13 protein-coding genes are annotated in these 17,043 nt (G+C 67.9%); 5 read left to right on the top strand and 8 right to left on the bottom strand.

Features of this window, described 5'->3' with window-relative positions; all coding sequences use genetic code 11:
* The first annotated feature begins 50 nt into the window (after positions 1-50).
* The 4 genes from rsmG to ACLLJJ_RS17860 all read left to right on the top strand — a co-directional run bounded on the left by rsmG (position 51) and on the right by ACLLJJ_RS17860 (position 4,113).
* Positions 51-767: a 16S rRNA (guanine(527)-N(7))-methyltransferase RsmG gene (rsmG, locus tag ACLLJJ_RS17875; RefSeq protein ID WP_434592401.1), complete on the top strand. Its 717-nt coding sequence runs from the start codon at positions 51-53 to the stop codon at positions 765-767.
* Positions 768-1,020: 253 nt separating this feature from the next.
* Complete coding sequence (locus tag ACLLJJ_RS17870) at positions 1,021-2,097, top strand: ParA family protein (protein WP_434592398.1); 1,077 nt, start codon at positions 1,021-1,023, stop codon at positions 2,095-2,097.
* The gene (locus ACLLJJ_RS17865; protein ID WP_434592395.1) at positions 2,094-3,194 is read left to right on the top strand and encodes a ParB/RepB/Spo0J family partition protein; all 1,101 of its coding nucleotides are present in this window, start codon (positions 2,094-2,096) and stop codon (positions 3,192-3,194) included. Before ACLLJJ_RS17870 ends, ACLLJJ_RS17865 begins: the two co-directional genes overlap by 4 nt.
* Positions 3,195-3,495: 301 nt before the next feature.
* Positions 3,496-4,113 (top strand): GNAT family N-acetyltransferase, encoded by a 618-nt coding sequence (locus tag ACLLJJ_RS17860; protein WP_434592394.1) that lies wholly within the window; start codon positions 3,496-3,498, stop codon positions 4,111-4,113.
* Between the two features lie 73 nt (positions 4,114-4,186).
* Here ACLLJJ_RS17860 and trxA read toward each other — a convergent pair whose 3' ends face one another.
* The 7 genes from trxA to ACLLJJ_RS17825 form a co-directional block, all read right to left on the bottom strand.
* Entirely contained in the window at positions 4,187-4,534 is a 348-nt protein-coding gene (gene trxA, locus ACLLJJ_RS17855; RefSeq protein WP_434592391.1) for a thioredoxin, read from the bottom strand.
* A 46-nt stretch (positions 4,535-4,580) separates the two neighbouring features.
* Positions 4,581-5,555 (bottom strand): thioredoxin-disulfide reductase, encoded by a 975-nt coding sequence (gene trxB, locus ACLLJJ_RS17850; protein ID WP_434592388.1) that lies wholly within the window; start codon positions 5,553-5,555, stop codon positions 4,581-4,583.
* Between the two features lie 128 nt (positions 5,556-5,683).
* Entirely contained in the window at positions 5,684-6,646 is a 963-nt protein-coding gene (locus ACLLJJ_RS17845; RefSeq protein ID WP_434592385.1) for an anti-sigma factor family protein, read from the bottom strand.
* Positions 6,643-7,347 carry an RNA polymerase sigma factor SigM gene (sigM, locus tag ACLLJJ_RS17840; protein ID WP_434592382.1) on the bottom strand — a complete coding sequence of 235 codons (705 nt, stop codon included), beginning with the start codon at positions 7,345-7,347 and terminating at the stop codon, positions 6,643-6,645. Before sigM ends, ACLLJJ_RS17845 begins: the two co-directional genes overlap by 4 nt.
* A 30-nt stretch (positions 7,348-7,377) precedes the next feature.
* On the bottom strand, positions 7,378-9,090 hold the full coding sequence (locus tag ACLLJJ_RS17835) for a serine/threonine protein kinase (RefSeq protein ID WP_434592379.1): 1,713 nt from the start codon (positions 9,088-9,090) through the stop codon (positions 7,378-7,380).
* A 119-nt stretch (positions 9,091-9,209) separates the two neighbouring features.
* The gene (murJ, locus tag ACLLJJ_RS17830) at positions 9,210-11,387 is read right to left on the bottom strand and encodes a murein biosynthesis integral membrane protein MurJ (protein WP_434592376.1); all 2,178 of its coding nucleotides are present in this window, start codon (positions 11,385-11,387) and stop codon (positions 9,210-9,212) included.
* Between the two features lie 139 nt (positions 11,388-11,526).
* Positions 11,527-13,818, bottom strand: coding sequence for a DUF6049 family protein (locus ACLLJJ_RS17825; RefSeq protein ID WP_434592373.1), 2,292 nt, complete (start codon positions 13,816-13,818; stop codon positions 11,527-11,529).
* 181 nt (positions 13,819-13,999) lie between these two features.
* Between ACLLJJ_RS17825 and ACLLJJ_RS17820 the strand changes: the two genes are divergently transcribed.
* Complete coding sequence (locus ACLLJJ_RS17820) at positions 14,000-15,442, top strand: CCA tRNA nucleotidyltransferase (RefSeq protein ID WP_434592371.1); 1,443 nt, start codon at positions 14,000-14,002, stop codon at positions 15,440-15,442.
* Positions 15,443-15,551: 109 nt separating this feature from the next.
* On the opposite strand, the gene ACLLJJ_RS17815 is transcribed toward ACLLJJ_RS17820, so the two are convergent.
* The gene (locus tag ACLLJJ_RS17815; RefSeq protein ID WP_434592368.1) at positions 15,552-16,829 is read right to left on the bottom strand and encodes an MFS transporter; all 1,278 of its coding nucleotides are present in this window, start codon (positions 16,827-16,829) and stop codon (positions 15,552-15,554) included.
* Positions 16,830-17,043: the final 214 nt, after the last annotated feature.

Raw genomic sequence — 17,043 nt, 5'->3', positions numbered from 1 at the left:
TTGGTCGGTCGGCCATCAGTTCGGTAGCGCGGTACGGAAGGACGGTCCCCGTGACGGAGGAAGCAGAGCTTCCCCAGGCGCCTGAAGAGGCACGGGCGGTATTCGGCGAGTTCTATCCGGCTGCCGTCCGGTACGCGGAGCTTCTCGCGGATGCGGGGGTCACCCGAGGCCTCATCGGTCCGCGTGAGGTGCCACGACTTTGGGAGCGGCACCTGCTGAACTGTGCGGTGCTCTCCGAGGTGGTCCCCGAGGGCGTCACGGTCTGCGATGTGGGCTCGGGAGCCGGGCTTCCCGGCATCCCGCTGGCGCTGGTGCGCCCGGACCTGAAGATCACCCTGCTGGAGCCCCTGCTGCGGCGTACGAACTTCCTCCAGGAAGTGGTCGAGCTGCTGGGGCTGGACCATGTGACGGTGGTGCGGGGGCGGGCCGAGGAGGTTCTCGGAACGCTGCCACCCGTCCACGTGGTGACGGCGCGCGCGGTGGCACCGCTGGACCGGCTGGCCGGCTGGGGGGTTCCGCTGCTGAGGCCCTATGGCGAGATGCTGGCGCTCAAGGGCGACACGGCCGAGGAGGAGCTCAAGAACACTCGCTCCGCCCTGAGCAAGCTCGGTGTGGTGAAGACCGAGGTGCTGCAGGTCGGTGAGGGGGTGGTGGAGCCGCTGGCCACCGTGGTGCGGGTAGAGGTCGGCGAGAGCCCCGGTGGCGTGCGGTTCGCGACGAAGCGCGCCAAGGCCGCGCGGGTCAGTCGTACCCGTCGGCGTCGTTGATCTGTCCTATCTATCAACAATGCTCCATACAAGCTGCCATACGTATGCATTTCGGAGTGTCGTGAGGGCGTAGCGGCTTCGCCGGTGCATCGTGTTTCACGTGAAACGTCGCTCTCTGCTGCATGGAATCATCAGCCGCGGTCGCGCGGCTGCCGCGCCGCGCGAACGCAAGCCCGGGAGGGTTGTGGGGTTGTCCACAAACGTGGGTCCCTCCACAGAAGAACGGGCCTCGCTGGTTCACGACCCCGAAAGCATGGCAGGCTCTGTGCATTGCGAGCCTGAAGTCGAGGAGAGTGAATCGTTGCGGTCCGACGCCAACATCGCGGGACCGATGACCGATCCGGTCCCCGGTCCCCGTACCGAGTCGACAGGGGAGGATGTTTCACGTGAAACGCCGCCCCTGATGGACAACACCCCCATTGGACACGCTGCCCAATTGGCGGTGGAAGCTCTCGGCCGTGCCGGTGAGGGCCTGCCCCGCCCCGAGCAGACCCGCATCATGGTGGTCGCCAACCAGAAGGGCGGCGTCGGTAAGACCACGACCACGGTCAACCTCGCTGCTTCGCTCGCGCTGCATGGCGCGCGGGTCCTGGTCATCGACCTCGATCCGCAGGGCAACGCTTCCACGGCGCTGGGGATCGATCACCACGCCGAGGTCCCCTCGATCTATGACGTCCTGGTGGAGGGCAGGCCACTCTCCGAAGTGGTCCTGCCGGTAGCGGACGTCGAAGGCCTCTTCTGTGCCCCAGCCACCATCGATCTCGCCGGTGCGGAGATCGAGCTGGTGTCGCTGGTGGCACGGGAGAGCCGACTGCAGCGGGCGATCCAGGCATACGAGCAGCCGTTGGACTACATCCTCATCGACTGCCCGCCGTCGCTGGGCCTGTTGACGGTCAATGCCATGGTGGCCGGCGCAGAGGTGCTCATCCCGATTCAGTGCGAGTACTACGCGCTCGAAGGCCTGGGCCAGCTTCTGCGCAACGTCGACCTGGTTCGGGGGCACCTCAACCCCGACCTGCATGTATCGACGATCCTGCTGACCATGTACGACGGCAGGACCCGGCTCGCCTCTCAGGTGGCCGACGAAGTGCGTACCCACTTCGCCAAAGAAGTTCTCAGGACGAGCATCCCGCGCTCCGTGCGGATCTCGGAGGCCCCGAGCTACGGGCAGACCGTACTCACCTACGACCCGGGCTCCAGCGGGTCGCTGTCGTACCTCGAAGCGGCCCGTGAGATCGCATTTCGCGGTGTCGGAGTGCACTACGACCCGCAGCACGCCCACTCGGGCAGCCAGAACAATCAGCAGAGCATGTCGGAGGGGATCCAGTGAGTGAGCGACGTAGAGGGTTGGGGCGTGGGCTTGGTGCGCTGATCCCTGCCGCTTCGCAGGAGAAGCCGGGTTCGCCCGTCGGGTCGGCCTCGGCTTCTCCGGGGGCCGTGCCGGTGCTGACCGCGGAACGGGGTGTGGCGGCCGCGAAGGTCACCTCGCTTCCCGCGAGCACCGTTTCACGTGAAACGGTGCTCGCGCGGGCGTCGGAGCCGGAGTCGGCGGAGCCCGAGCAGGTCGCGGGCGTCTATTTCGCCGAGCTGCTGTTGGACTCCATCAAGCCCAACTCCCGCCAGCCGCGTGAGGTGTTCGACGATGACGCTCTCGCGGAGCTGGTCACCTCCATCAAGGAGGTGGGCCTGCTCCAGCCGGTCGTCGTACGCGAGGTCGGCCCCGAACGCTATGAGCTCATCATGGGCGAGCGTCGGTGGCGGGCGTGCCGCGAAGCGGGTCTGGAGAGGATCCCGGCGATCGTCCGGGCCACGGACGACGAGAAGCTTCTTCTCGACGCGCTCTTGGAGAACCTGCACCGGGCGCAGCTGAATCCGTTGGAAGAGGCCGCGGCCTACGACCAGTTGCTCAAGGACTTCAACTGCACGCATGACCAGCTGGCGGACCGGATCGGGCGCTCGCGCCCGCAGGTCTCCAACACGCTGCGGCTGCTCAGGCTCTCGCCGTCGGTCCAGCGCAGGGTTGCCGCCGGCGTGCTGTCCGCCGGACATGCGCGGGCGCTGCTCGCGGTGGACGACTCCGAGGAGCAGGACCGGTTGGCGCACCGCATCGTCGCGGAGGGTCTTTCGGTGCGCGCCATCGAGGAGATCGTGACCCTCATGAGCTCTCGTCCTGAGAGCACACCCAAGGCGAAGGGCCCGCGTGCGGGTGCCCGGCTGTCGCCTGCTCTCTCCGGGCTCGCATCCCGGCTCTCGGATCGCTTCGAGACGCGGGTGAAGGTCGACTTGGGCCAGAAGAAGGGCAAGATCGTCGTCGAGTTCGCGTCGATGGATGATCTGGAGCGGATCCTGGGGACACTCGCTCCTGGTGAGGGGCGGGTCCTGGAGAAGCGCCTTGCTGAGGAAGACCCGGAGGATGGCGAAAGCTGACCCCGGCCGACTCTCTCAGGGGCGGGCTGTGTCTGGAATTCCAGGACACGGCCCGCCCTTTGCTCTCTCCCGGTATCCGTGCGATCGCGGGGTGGATACGATGCGTTCTGGTATGGCGCATCCACCTTGATTGACTTCAGAGGGAGGGCGGGGCCATGCGATCGGTGAGCCGCAGCCAACTGGTTACAGCAGGGCTGAGTCTCGGGGCGGTCGGCGGATTCGTTGGCAGCTTGGTGAGGGAACGTGGTGTGCTGACGGCCGCCCGTGATGCGGCAGGCGAGGGAAGTGAGGAACACCCTTCATGGGGCGTCGGCTCGTACCGCTCACGCTGGACAATCTTCCGGATCTCCCCCAGCGCTGTCGTTCCTGTGTCTTCTGGGAACTTGATCCAGTCGGTGGAGAAGCAGCGGTAAAGGCCGGCACACCCGAACTGGAGAAGGAAGCCTGGATCTCGGCTGTCCTGCTGGAGTGGGGTTCCTGTGGCCGGGTCGTCTATGTCGACGAGGTCGCAGTGGGCTTTGTGCTGTACGCGCCGCCGGCCTATGTGCCGCGCTCCACGGCATTCCCCACCAGCCCCGTCTCCCCGGACGCGGTCCAGCTGATGACGGCCTGGATCACGCCCGGTTATCAGGGGCAGGGCCTGGGGCGTGTGATGGTGCAGACGATGGCCAAGGACTTGCTGCGACGGGGCTTCAAAGCCATTGAGGCATTCGGCAACGCCCGCTGGACGGAGCCGGCCTGTCTGCTTCCAGCGGACCATCTGCTGGCGGTCGGCTTCAAGACTGTCCGTCCGCATCCCGTGCATCCGCGGTTGAGGCTGGAGCTGCGGACGACGCTTTCCTGGAAGGAAGACGTCGAACTCGCGCTCGACAGGCTCCTGGGAGCGGTTCAGAAAGAACCGGTCCTGAGGCCGCTGTAGGAACGAAAAACATGTGTGGCCCACCCCCGACGGGGGTGGGCCACACATGTTTCACGTGAAACGAAGTCGGCGGTCAGCCCTTGGTGACTTCCTCGCCAATGAAGTCCGCGAGGTCACGGACGATCGCGGCCTTCGGCTTGGCACCGACGATCGTCTTGGCAACCTCGCCGTTCTGGTAGACGTTCAGCGTGGGGATGGACATCACGCCGTACTTGGCGGCGGTAGCCGGGTTCTCGTCGATGTTCAGCTTGACGACCTCGATTTGGTCGCCGTGCTCCTCCGCGATCGCCACGAGCGACGGGGCGATCTGGCGGCACGGACCGCACCAGGCAGCCCAGAAGTCCACCAGTACGGGCTTGTCGCTCTTCAGGACGTCCTCTTCGAAGGAGGCGTCGGTCACGTTCTTCAAGGCGCCGGCCACGGCGGCCTCCTTAACTTCTCAATGGGGGTGGGGCGGGGCGGGAAAGTCAGGCGGCAGGGGTCTTCTCGGGCTCAGCCACTTGCTCGCTGTCCGCGAGAGCCGCGAGGAAGCGCTCGGCGTCGAGGGCGGCCGAGCAGCCGGTGCCCGCGGCGGTGATGGCCTGCCGGTAGGTGTGGTCGACGACGTCGCCGGCGGCGAAGACGCCGTTGAGGTTCGTACGCGTCGACGGCGCGTCGACGGTCACATAACCTTCGTCGTCCAGCTCCAGCTGGCCCTTGAACAGCTCGGTGCGCGGGTCGTGGCCCACGGCGATGAACAGTCCGGTTACGGGGAGCGGGTACAGCTCGCCGGTCTTGGTGTTCCGCAGGGTCAGGCTCGCGAGCTTCTGGTCACCCTGAAGGTCGGCGACCTCGCTGTCCCAGGCAAACTTGATCTTCGGGTCGGCGAAGGCGCGGTCCTGCATGGCCTTGGAGGCACGAAGAGTGTCCCGGCGGTGGACGATGGTGACGGACTTGGCGAAGCGAGAGAGGAACGTCGCCTCCTCCATCGCGGTGTCGCCGCCGCCGACCACGGCGATGTCCTGGTCCTTGAAGAAGAACCCGTCACAGGTGGCACACCAGGAGACGCCACGTCCGGAGAGGGCGTCCTCCTTCGGGAGGCCGAGCTTGCGGTGCTGCGAGCCCGTCGTGACGATGATCGACTTGGCACGGTGGACGACGCCGGCCGTGTCCGTGGCGGTCTTGATGTCACCCGAGAGGTCCACGGAGACGATGTCGTCCGGGATGAGCTCGGCGCCGAAGCGCTCCGCCTGGGCGCGCATGTTGTCCATCAGGTCGGGGCCCATGATGCCGTCGCGGAAACCGGGGAAGTTCTCCACGTCGGTGGTGTTCATCAGAGCACCGCCTGCGGTCACAGCGCCTTCGAAGACCAGCGGCTTCAACGCGGCACGCGCGGTATACAGCGCGGCGGTGTAGCCGGCGGGCCCGGAGCCGATGATGATCACGTTACGGACGTCGCTCACGGGTTACTTCCTCGTCTCTGCGGACTGCCTACTGCCTACGTGGAGGTCCGTTCCCGGACTCTCATTCCACCCAACGGATCCTACGGGGCATGCATTCCCGCGGTGTCCGTGCCCGTCCGGGCGGGATGTCATTGGCGGGGGTAGGAGTCTGTCAGCAGAACCTTGCCCTTGGCAGTCGGTGTCTTCCCGACGCAGGAGGCATCGACGACGTACGCCTGGACCTTGGTGCCGTCGGCTGCGTGCGGCAGCACGACGAGGAAGGACTTTGTGCCCTTGTACGTGCCCTCCTCGGCGGCGAGGGGCGGGTTGGTCCGGCCAGTTGCGTCCTGGACACACCGGGGCACAGTCACATCGGTTCCCAGCATCGGAGCGTTGGGACTCGACTCGGTGTTGGACGGCTGATCGCTCTCGGCCGTTTTGCCGTGGGACCTGGGCTGTTTCGCGACCAGGGTCCGTACCTGCTCCTTGAGCGTGGACTCGGAGAACTCCGAGCCCGACTTCTTGCTTGCGCTGAACCCGTTGTCCGCAGCGGAGGATTCCTTGTCGCTGGGCGACTGGACGGACTGGAGGAAGAGCACTCCGACGCCGAGAGCGGCGGTCCCGAAGACGGCGCCGATGACGGTGTTGCGACGACGCCGCTTCGCCTGCCGGGTTCGGCCAGGGCCGGTGGTCCCACGCGGGCGCCCGGCAGGCCGTCCCAGGCCGGAGGACAAGTCGGTGGGAGACGCGTCGGCGGGGGAGAGCGCTGCTTCGTCCGGTTCGAAGTCTGTTTCACGTGAAACAGACGCGGTCTCCTCCGGCGCCGTGGTCGCGGCGGCCAAGGAGGCGGGAGCCGTGGAGTCGAGGAGCGCCTCAGCAGCGAGTGCCGCGTCGATACGGCTGCCGACGTCGGCAGGCATCCGCTGCGGCCCGGGAAGCGTGCCCAGCAGCCCGCGGATCTCCTCCAGGGAGTCGCGCACGTCGGCACACAGTCCGCACTCGTGCAGGTGCCGGCTCACGTCCGTCGTGCGGGCCGGGGACAGAAGGCCCTCGGCGAGGTCGGAGATCTCTGAGACATCCGGGTGCTGAGTCATGCCGGCCGTCGATGTCATGCGCGCCCACCTCCGCCCTTCACGGCAGCAGAATCACTTGGTCCTGCGTCTCTCGGTCCCGTCGCCGGTGGGACGGATGTCCCGGGCGTCCGGTTCCTTCCCACGCCGAGGTCGCTGTTATCCCCGTTGTCCACACGCAGATGGGTGAGGAGTGGAAGCAGTCGGGCCCGGCCGCGTGCACAGCGGCTTTTCACTGTCCCGGTGGGTATGTCGAGCACCCGGGCGGCTTCCGCCACGGGGTAGCCCTGCATGTCCACCAGGACCAGAGCCGCCCGCTGCTCGGTGGGCAGTGTTCTCAGGGCCGCGATCAGTTCCCTGTGCAGGTCCTGGCGCTCGGCGGGCGCCTCGGCCGACTCGTGGGGCTCAAGGAGCTGGTCCAGGCGCTCGGCGTCGTCAACGGGCGATGTCCTGCGGGACGCCGCTTTGCGGGCCCGGTCGAGACAGGCGTTGACGGTGATGCGGTGCAGCCAGGTGGTGACGGCCGACTGGCCGCGGAAGGTGTGGGCGGCCCGATAGGCGGACACCAGGGCGTCCTGGACCGCGTCAGCGGCTTCCTCGCGGTCGCCCAGGGTGCGCAGGGCCACCGCCCAGAGTCGGTCACGGTGGCGCCGTACGAGCTCACCGAAGGCATCCGGGTCGCCCTTGACATGGTGGGCCAGTAGATCCTGGTCGTTCGTGTCTCTGAGCGTGGCGTCGTCCAACAGTGAGCCCCCTCCCCTTGGGTGTTCTGGTCAGCCGGTGACCCTGATCTCCGAGATTCCACCACGGAAGGTGCCGGACGAGCCATCGGTCGGCAGTGCTGTGACGTGGATCAGGACGTATCGGGTCCGTACCGGCTTGTCGAGTGTGGTTTCCAGCTTGCTCTCGGCCGGCTCCAGATCGGTGAGCCGCTGCGAGAAATCGGAAAGGCCACTGGGGCCCGACGCGTCCTCGTCGGCCGCGAGCACCTCGACGGTCTGGCCGCTGCGGTACATGTCGATGTCGAGACCGGCCACGTCCCGGACGCTGCCGAGGTCAACGATGATCCCGCTGCCGTCCTTGCGCGTCGGAAGGTTCCCGAAGTTGGCATAGCCCCTGTACTGCGGGGTGATCCAAGCGGTGCCGGTCTTGCCGTCGATGGCACTCGGCACATCTGCGTCTATGCCGGAGCCGTTCGGCGCGAAGACCGCGGCGTCAGAGATCTTGAGCGGTTCGGGATCAGGCTTCTGCGGACCGTCGCCGCTGTCCGTCTGAGTGTTCCCGGTGTCACCGGAGTCGTTGCCGCGGTCCAGGAACCTGTCGGCCAGCTGCCAGCTGCCGAGCCCGAGCGCGGCGATGAGCAGAGCGGCCACGCCCCACTTGAGAACCTTGCCGGTGCGGCTCTGCAACGGGCCGGGCGGGGTGGGCAGGACGGGCTGGGCGGCGGGCGCGCCGGGGTGCGCTCCGGGCCTGCCGTAGGTGCCCTGTTGATAAGTGGTGCGCTGGTATTCGGGCGGCGCTGTGAAGGTCGGCTCGGGCGGGCGGATGCGGGGCATCGCCGCGACCGCCTTGGCCAGCTCGTCGGGGGTGGTGCAGGGCGGCTCCTGGCGCGAAGCCGTCGCACCGTCGTTGGCCAGGGCCCGCATGGCGAGCTCCGAAAGGCCCCGATGGATACCTGCCCGCACCTGGTCGGGAGCGATCAGCCCGACGCCCTTGGGTAGACCGGAGAGGCCGTATGCGTCGCTCTCGTACGGCCAGCGCTGCGTCAGAGCGGCGTACAGGAGCGCGCCGATCGCCTCGGTGTCGGTGCGCTGCGGACCCTCTGACGTGATGCCGCGCAGAGCGGCGTTCACGGCGAGCCCACGGATCCGGTACTGGCCCGACGAGGTCCGCAGGACGGCACCCGGGGTGAGCCTCAGATGGGCGAGGCCTTCCCGGTGGGCGGCCGCCATGGCCTGGGAGATCTGGCTGACGAGCTGATAGGACTCGTGGGCCTCCAGCGGACCGGCGGCGAGCAGAGCGGTCAGTTCGGTGGCGTCGGGCAGCCACTCGTGGACGACGTAGACGAGGTCGTTCTCCTCCACCGCGTCCAGGACCTGCACGAAGCGGGGATCGCCGAGCAGCGCCGAGGAACGGGCCGCGGCCAGCACCGACCTCGCCCGCGGATGATCCGCAGGCAGGAGGTGGACACCGACGGCGCGGCGGAGTTTTTCGTCGACCGCACGCCAACTGCTGAAACCGTCCAGACGGGTGACGCACTCTTCGAGCCGGTAGCGTCTGGCGAGCTTGTGGCCACTGTGCAGCTCGGGTGGGGCGACGGAGGTCTCGGCACTCTTTCGCTCGTCGTCGGCCTCGCGCATGTTCTCGTCCGCTGTGTCCTGGGCTTGAGCCACCCCGTCGGCCGTGGCCTTGTCCGCCTTGGCGGTCAGCGGTCCATCACCGCTGTTGTCGGCCACGTCGACGGCAGCCGTGCTACGTTCCGCCACCGTCGTTCCTGCCTCCCCATCCGTTGCGCGCTGTTGAACAGCCATGCCAATTGTGCCCACAGTCCGGTGCTATGCACGACACGCGGCGGCGCACGATGGTTGTGCGGGCCGTGGCCGCATTATCGCCCGAGGCGACCGCGCACCATGCCGACCATGGCGTTGAGCTCCTCGATCCGCATCCGCTTCGCGGCGACGAAGAAGACACCGAGAAGCAGGATCCCACCGACGAGCAGAGCGATCAGTGACCCGAGTGCGTCGCTGCCCATGACGCGCATGATGCCGAAGGCCGCCGCGCCACCGATGACCGCGGCCGGTACGGATGCCCCGGCGAGCCGCGCGTATGTACGCAGGATGTGAGTGCCGTCGAGGTCGCCGCCCAGCCGCTTGCGCAGGCGCCGCCAGGCCACGCCGACGCCGATGGCGTAGGCCAGCCCGTACGAGGCCGCCATGCCGACCACGGCCCACTGGGCAGGCAGCAGGAGATAGCAGAGCGCGGAGGCGGCGGCGTTGACGGCGGCGACGATGACCGTGTTGTAGAAGGGCGTCCGGGTGTCCTCGTACGCGTAGAAACCGCGCAGAACGACGTACTGCACGGAGTACGGGATGAGGCCGAGGGCGAAGGCCATCAGGATGAAGCCCATCGCCTGGGCGCCCTCGTGGCCGGTCGAGGCGAACAGCAGGGTGCACAGGGGAACGCCGAGCGCGAGGAACGTGAACGCGACCGGGACGATCGCGACGGCCGAATTGCGCAGGCCCTGCGAGATGTCGTCACGGACGGCGCCCGGGTCGTTGTCGGACGCGGCGCGGGAGATGCGGGGCAGCAGGGCGGCCATGACGGAGACCGTGATGATGGCCTGCGGCATGCCCCAGATCAGCTGGGCATTGGAGTAGGCGAGGATACCCGCGCCGTCCTTGCCCGATGCCTTGCCCGCCGCGGTGGCGAGCTGGGTGACGACGAGGACGCCGGCCTGGTTGGCGAGAACGAACAGGACCGTCCACTTGGCGAGCTTGACGGTCTTGCCGAGACCGTGGCCCTTCCAGTCGAAGCGCGGACGGAAGCGGAATCCCGTCTCGCGCAGGTACGGGATCATCGCCAAGGCCTGGACGGTGAGACCGAGCAGGGTACCGATGCCCAGCAGCTTCACGCCCTCGACCGGGATGGTCTCGACGCCCATGCGGGATTCGGCGGAAGTGCCGTAGACCCAGATGAACAGGCCGAATGTGGCGATCATGACGATGTTGTTGAGGACTGGAGTCCACATCATCGCGCCGAACTTGCCACGGGCGTTGAGGATCTGCCCCATGACCACATGCACACCCATGAAGAAGATGGTGGGCAGGCAGTAGCGGGCGAAGGTGACCGCGACGGTGTTGGCGGCCTCGTTGTCGGCGATCGGTACGGACATCAGGCGGATCAGCAGCGGAGCCGCGAAGACCGCGATGGTCACGATGATGCCGAGGGCGACCATGACGAGCGTCAGCAGGCGGTTCGCGAAGGCCTCACCGCCGTCGTCGTCGTTCTTCATCGCGCGCACCAGCTGCGGCACGAAGACCGAGTTGAGGCCGCCACCGACGGTGAGGATGTAGATCATCACCGGCAGGGTGTACGCCACGGTGAATGTGTCACCGAGCAGTGCCGCACCGAGTGCCGCGGTGATCACCAGGCTGCGTACGAAGCCCGTGAGACGGGACACGAGCGTGCCCGCGGCCATCAGGGCGCTCGACTTGAGCACGCTCGACGCGCGGCCGGCAGGCTTCTTGGGCGGCGGCGCCGGGGCGGGCTCGGGGGCGGCGGGCTCCGTGGACTGCCCCGGAGCCTGCTGGTCGCGGTAGAGATGCGCGAACGCGTCCTGCTCCGGAACCTGGTCGCTCGCCTGCGTGACCAGGTCGTCCACGCCCACGAACTGAGTGGTGGCGGCGTCGTCCCCGTACGGGAGATGGCGGGACGGCCCGTCCGGCTCAGGCGCCGGGGTCTGCGCCCACACCCGCGGGTCCGGCGCGTACTGCGGCGAGGAAGGCTGCTGGTAGAGCGGCTGTGGGTCCTGGTAGGTGCCAGGAGGCGGCGGGGGGTGCGAGGCGCGGTCGTAGAGCGCCTCCGTCACCGGGTCCTGGGCCGAGAGGTCCTGATGCCGGTAAGGATCGTTGGTGTAGGCATCGTGGACATACGGGTCCGGGGCGGACTCGGGCTCCTGCTGCTGCGGCACATGGCCTGCGTCAGAGGGCTCCGGCGGCTCCCCCCAGGAAGGCGCAGTGCCGCCCGTGCCCTGTCCACGGTCACCGTCGTACGGCGCGTTCACTGGTGCTCCCCTCGAGCTTCCTTTTCCGGCGAGCTGGGTCCTGCTGTGTTTTCGACCGGGAATCGGGCGGCTGTCCCCCGGAATGGCGCAGCATTCCGACCCCGGCTCATCGTCCCTCGCCTACCGGCCAAGGCGTCGCTCAACGGTCCACTTTCTCACCCGTGTCCCACGGGTCGCTGCTTTCCGGTCCGGTGTCCGGTGTCGGGTCACTCGGCTGCCCGGGCTCTTCGGCCTCCACGGCGGCCTGGCGGGCCGCGGCGCGCTTGCGCTGGGTGTACATCCTGACCCCGGCGAGAACAAGAAGCAGCACACCGCCGGCGATCACGAGCATCACCGTCGGGGTGAACTCGTCGACGTTCACCCTGAACTCCATGCGGCGGCCGTACGGCGTGCCGTCCTCCGTGTAGAGCTGCGCGAACACCGGAACCGGACCGTTGGCGTTCGCGGTGGCTGTGAACTTCACGGACTGACTGTGGCCGCCCGCGATTTTCACCGGCCGTTCGGCGACGGTCTTGTCACCGTCCAGCTTGAGGCGGGTCGGCTTGGTGGTCGTCAGACGCAGGACCAGGTTCTCAGTGCCCTGCAACAGCTTGTTCTGGACGGTCACCGGGACGGTGGCGCTGCGGCCCGAGAGCGTCGCGTCGGACTTCTGGATGAGCCGCACCTCGTCGGTGAGGCTCACCAGATAGCTCTGCACGCCGTCCCGGTACTGCTGGGCCTGCTGGTTCTTGCCGCGCCAGGAGGTCGACATCGCCCGGTTGATCGCGTTGCCGAAGGGGGTGATCACCCGGTCCGGTGCGGTGAGGATCACCTGGAAGTTGTCGAGCTTGCCCTGCGTGTCCTTGATGTCCTGGAACGCCTTGACCGGCAGCTCCTGCTCGCGCAGCGACTGAGGGTACGAGGACGGGTCGGGGATACGGGTCGTGGCGTTGGTGTCGGGCTTGGCCTTCGCCGCCTTTACCAGGTCCAGGGGCTGGGCCCAGCGCTGTTCGTCGAGAGCGCGCAGGGCGCCCGCCATCGACTGGGCCTGGCTCGCGGACGGCGTCCGCTGCGGGGCGACGACGACGCTGCGCTGCTTGTCCTCGTTCTGGAGAGTCACAGCGAGGGTCTGGGCGAGGAACTCCTGCACGGCGAGGGTGGAGTCCCCCGCCTTCGACATGTCCCCCTGGAACGCGGTGGAGAGCCGGGCATCGGCGACCACCGCCGTCGTTCCGCCGCCGATCGGCCGCGCAGCGGTGGGGGTGTACGGCAGACCGCCCGTTTCCCGGAGGCTGTCACTTCGGGCGATCACGTTGTGCGCACCGGCCGAAGTGGCGACGTCGACGATCGACGGGTCGAGGGCGCCGTCCACCGGCCAGGAGAAGTCCGTGGAGGGCTCCGTGTGCAGGATCGACTTCACGGTCGTGGCCGCGACCTCCGTCGCGGGCTGCAGATGGCTGAGGGAGCCCGGGACGTCCTTGCCGCGGTGTGCCAGGGACGCCAGATCGGGGTCGGCGAACGGCAGTGCGACAACCTTGCGGCCCTGCACCGCCTTCTGGAGATCACTCAGCCACCGGTTGGCGACGGCCTGGTTCTTTCCCGCGACGGTCGTCTCGCCGTCCTCGGACTTCACCTCGTAGCTCTCGGTCATCGCGTTGACGGTGGCGAGCAGATCGGGGTCGATGACCCAGGTCACCGGCAGCTCATTGCCGAGCGAGACGAGCTGCTGCAGACGTCCGCCGGGTGCGAGCTCGGCGCCGAGGTCGTCGTTCTCGAAGACCGGGGTCTGCTGCTCGTCCGAACCCGTCTCGGCGGTGAGACGGGTCGAGGAGATCAGCGGCCACAAATAGGTGAGCTGGGTCTTCTTGGCCGTCGCCGTCGGCTGCCAGGGCAGGAAGGTCCGCTCGATGCCCAGCACCTGCTCGAAGGGCAAGCTCGCGGTCCTTCCCGACAGGGATACGCCCAGCTGGTAGACGCCCGCGTCGTCGAGGCCGAGCTTGCCGACCGGGACCGAGATGCTGAATTCCTCGCTGATTCCGGCGGGAAGCCTCGCGAACTTCTTCGTGAACTTCCCACCGACCTCCGGGGGGTCGATCCCGTCGGTGTATCCGGTGCGCGTGGCGGCCGCGTCGATCCCGGTCCTGCCTGCCAGCTGCGAACCCAGACGCAGTCCGACATGGGCGCCGGTGACAGTCTCTCTGCCCCTGTTGGTGATCGTGCCGGAGACGGTGACCGTGTCACCCTTCGCCGGAGCGCCGGGAGTCAGTGTGTCGAGAGACACATCCACAGTGCGAGATCCGCCGGCGGTCTCGGCGGCATGCGCGGGGGCGGTGGCCGGTAGATACAGCAGACCGGCCACCAGCGGGGCGCCGGTGAGCAGCGCTGCTGTGCGCCGCAACCACCGGTGGGCAGGTGAGGGAGTCATCCCCTGAAAGTCTGCCGCCTCGGCCACGCGCCCGCCCGTCCCTCGTCATTGTGTGCTGCCGTTGGTGGTTGTAGGTTCCTGCGTCCACGCATGGTAACGAGGTGTGCTGTGGCGAAGTGCTGCGGACTGCTCCACATGATCGGAAGAGAGTTTCAGGCGGAAAGAAACGGGGCGCTGCGGGCGGTCGGGGCACGTACCCTTTTCTGTTGTGCCGAATGCCAACGAAGACAGCCCCCGTGCCCTGAGTCAGGTGCAGCAGCTTGCGGTCAGTGAGCTGCTGCGGGTCTCCCCCGTAGCCGACGACCTTGCCCGCCGCTTCCAAGAGGCGGGCTTCAGCCTTGCCCTGGTCGGTGGCTCGGTCAGGGATGCGCTCCTTGGCCGGCTCGGCAACGACCTGGACTTTACGACCGACGCCCGCCCCGAGGACGTACTGAAGATCGTCCGGCCATGGGCGGATTCGGTGTGGGAGGTCGGGATCGCCTTCGGCACGGTCGGCTGCCAGAAGGCGGGCTACCAGATCGAAGTCACGACATACCGGTCGGAGGCGTACGACAGGACCTCGCGCAAACCCGAGGTCTCCTATGGCGACTCCATTGAGGAAGACCTCGTCCGCCGCGATTTCACGGTCAACGCGATGGCCGTAGCGCTTCCGGAGAAGCAGTTCATCGACCCGCACGGCGGCCTCGACGACCTCGCGGCACGCCTCCTGCGGACCCCCGGCACCCCCGAGGAGTCGTTCTCCGACGATCCGCTGCGCATGATGCGCGCGGCTCGCTTCGCGGCGCAGTTGGACTTCGAAGTCGCCCCCGCGGTGATCGCCGCGATGACCTCGATGGCTGAGCGCATCGACATCGTCTCGGCCGAGCGGGTGCGCGAAGAGTTCAACAAGCTGGTTCTTTCCGCCAACCCCCGCAAGGGGCTGAGGCTCCTGGTGGACACCGGGCTCGCCGAGCGAGTGCTGCCGGAGCTGCCCGCCCTGCGCCTGGAGAGCGACGAGCACCACCGGCACAAAGATGTCTACGAGCACTCACTGACCGTGCTGGAACAGGCCATTGACCTGGAAGAGAGCGGGCCTGATCTGGTGCTGCGGCTCGCGGCCCTGCTGCATGACATCGGAAAGCCGAGGACGCGGCGCTTCGAGAAGGACGGCGGTGTCTCCTTCCATCACCACGAGGTGGTGGGCGCGAAGATGACCAAGAAGCGCATGACTGAACTCAAGTACTCCAATGACCTCGTCAGGGACGTATCGACTCTGGTGGAGCTGCACCTGCGCTTCCACGGCTACGGGACCGGGGAGTGGACCGACTCGGCGGTGCGCCGGTATGTGCGGGACGCGGGCCCGCTGCTGGACCGGTTGCACAAGCTGACCCGCTCGGACTGCACCACGCGCAACAAGCGCAAGGCGAGTGCTCTCTCTCGCGCCTATGACGGGCTGGAGGAGCGCATCGCGCAGCTCCAGGAGCAGGAGGAGCTGGACTCGATCCGCCCGGATCTGGACGGCAACCAGATCATGGAGGTATTGGGTATCGGCCCCGGCCCGGAGATCGGCAAGGCGTACAAGGTCCTGCTGGAGCTGCGGCTCGAGAACGGCCCGATGAAGCGCGAGGCGGCGATCACGGCGCTGAAGGAATGGTGGGCGACGCAGAGCTGACGTCATGTTTCACGTGAAACATGACGCGGGCGGGGTGCGTGAGACCACGTTCATGACCCGCGCGACCGATGGGGCGATGTTTCACGTGAAACATCGCCCCATCGGTGCGTCACTTTCCGGCACGCTCGCGGTTCCAGCGGCCCAGGGTGACGGCGACGATCGCGTAGAGGGCGGCGACCATGAGCACCAGGGCGATCGAGCGGCCGTCGGTGGGCAGCATCAGGGCGGCCACCGCGGCAGCACCCACGAACGCCACATTGAACAGCACGTCGTAGAGCGAGAAGATCCGGCCGCGGTAGGCGTCGTCGACCGAGGACTGCACCACCGTGTCCGTGGCGATCTTCGCGCCCTGTGTGGTGAGGCCGAGCACGAAGGCGGAGATCAGCACCGGCACGGGCGCGAAGGGCAGACCGAGAGCCGGTTCGAGCACGGCGGCCGCGCCCGCACAGGCAGCCATCCATCCGTATGGCCCGAGCCGCCCCACGGCCCACGGCGTCAGCACAGCCGCGACGAAGAATCCCGCTCCTGACACCCCGAGGGCCAGCCCGAGCAGGGCCAGGCCGTCCGATCCGCCGGCCGTGCGGTCCGACCAGGCGTACCGGCATAGCATCAGCACCATCACGGTCAGCGCCCCGTAGCAGAAGCGCATCACCGTCATGGCGGCCAACGAGCGGGCCGCGGCCCGGCGCTCCGCCAGATGGCGCACTCCGTCGGCCAGGCCGCGCACCGTGGACGACAGCGCGGCGCCGAGCCGGGGTTGCATCAACTCGGGATCAGGGCCGAGCAGTTCAGGGCTCATGCGCAGCGAGGCCAGTGCCGCGCAGAGATACAGCGCGGCCCCCAGCAGTACCACTGCCGCGTCGGAGTCCGGGCCCGCCAGACGCAGCGCGAGGGCGAGCCCGCCGCCCGCGGTGGCGGCGAGCGTGCCGGCAGTCGGCGAGAGGGAGTTGGCCACGACGAGCCGGTCGGCATCGACGACGCGCGGCAGGGCTGCTGAGAGCCCGGACAGCACGAAGCGGTTGACGGCCGTGACGGACAGGGCCGAGGCGTAGAAGAGCCAGTCGGGTACCGACGCGAGGATCAGCAGCGCCGTGCCACAGGCGAGGGCGGCCCGCAGGAGGTTGCCGTACAGGAAGACCTGGCGGCGCCGCCAGCGGTCGAGCAGGACGCCTGCGAAGGGGCCGACCAGCGAGTAGGGCAGTAGCAGTACGGCCATCGCCGAGGCGATCGCCGCGGGCGAGGTCTGCTTCTCCGGGGAGAAGACGACGTACGCGGCGAGCGCGACCTGGTAGACGCCGTCCGCCGACTGGGAGAGGAGGCGCACCGTCAGCAGGCGGCGGAAATTGGTCAGGCGCAGAAGTACGCGCAGGTCACCTACGGCGGGCATGCGAGCAAGGGTCACATACAAGGGCAGGGCGAACGAGGAGGGCCCCCGGGCGAATGCTTGGGTTCTAACGGTCCTCGCAACACCCATGATCTGTGGGAGTTGCGGGGACCGTGGGCGTTGAGCGTGGTGATCTTGCAGGGTTGAAGGCACGTTTCCTTGCGCGGCTGGATGTCGTGGGGAGCGTGACCGTGGTGGCGCGTGAGCTGGGCGTGAA

This window comes from Streptomyces sp. A5-4 (assembly GCF_051131715.1).
Lineage (GTDB): Bacteria > Actinomycetota > Actinomycetes > Streptomycetales > Streptomycetaceae > Streptomyces.
Note: the sequence above shows the minus strand (reverse complement) of the source record. Positions and strands in the feature narration are given on the sequence as shown.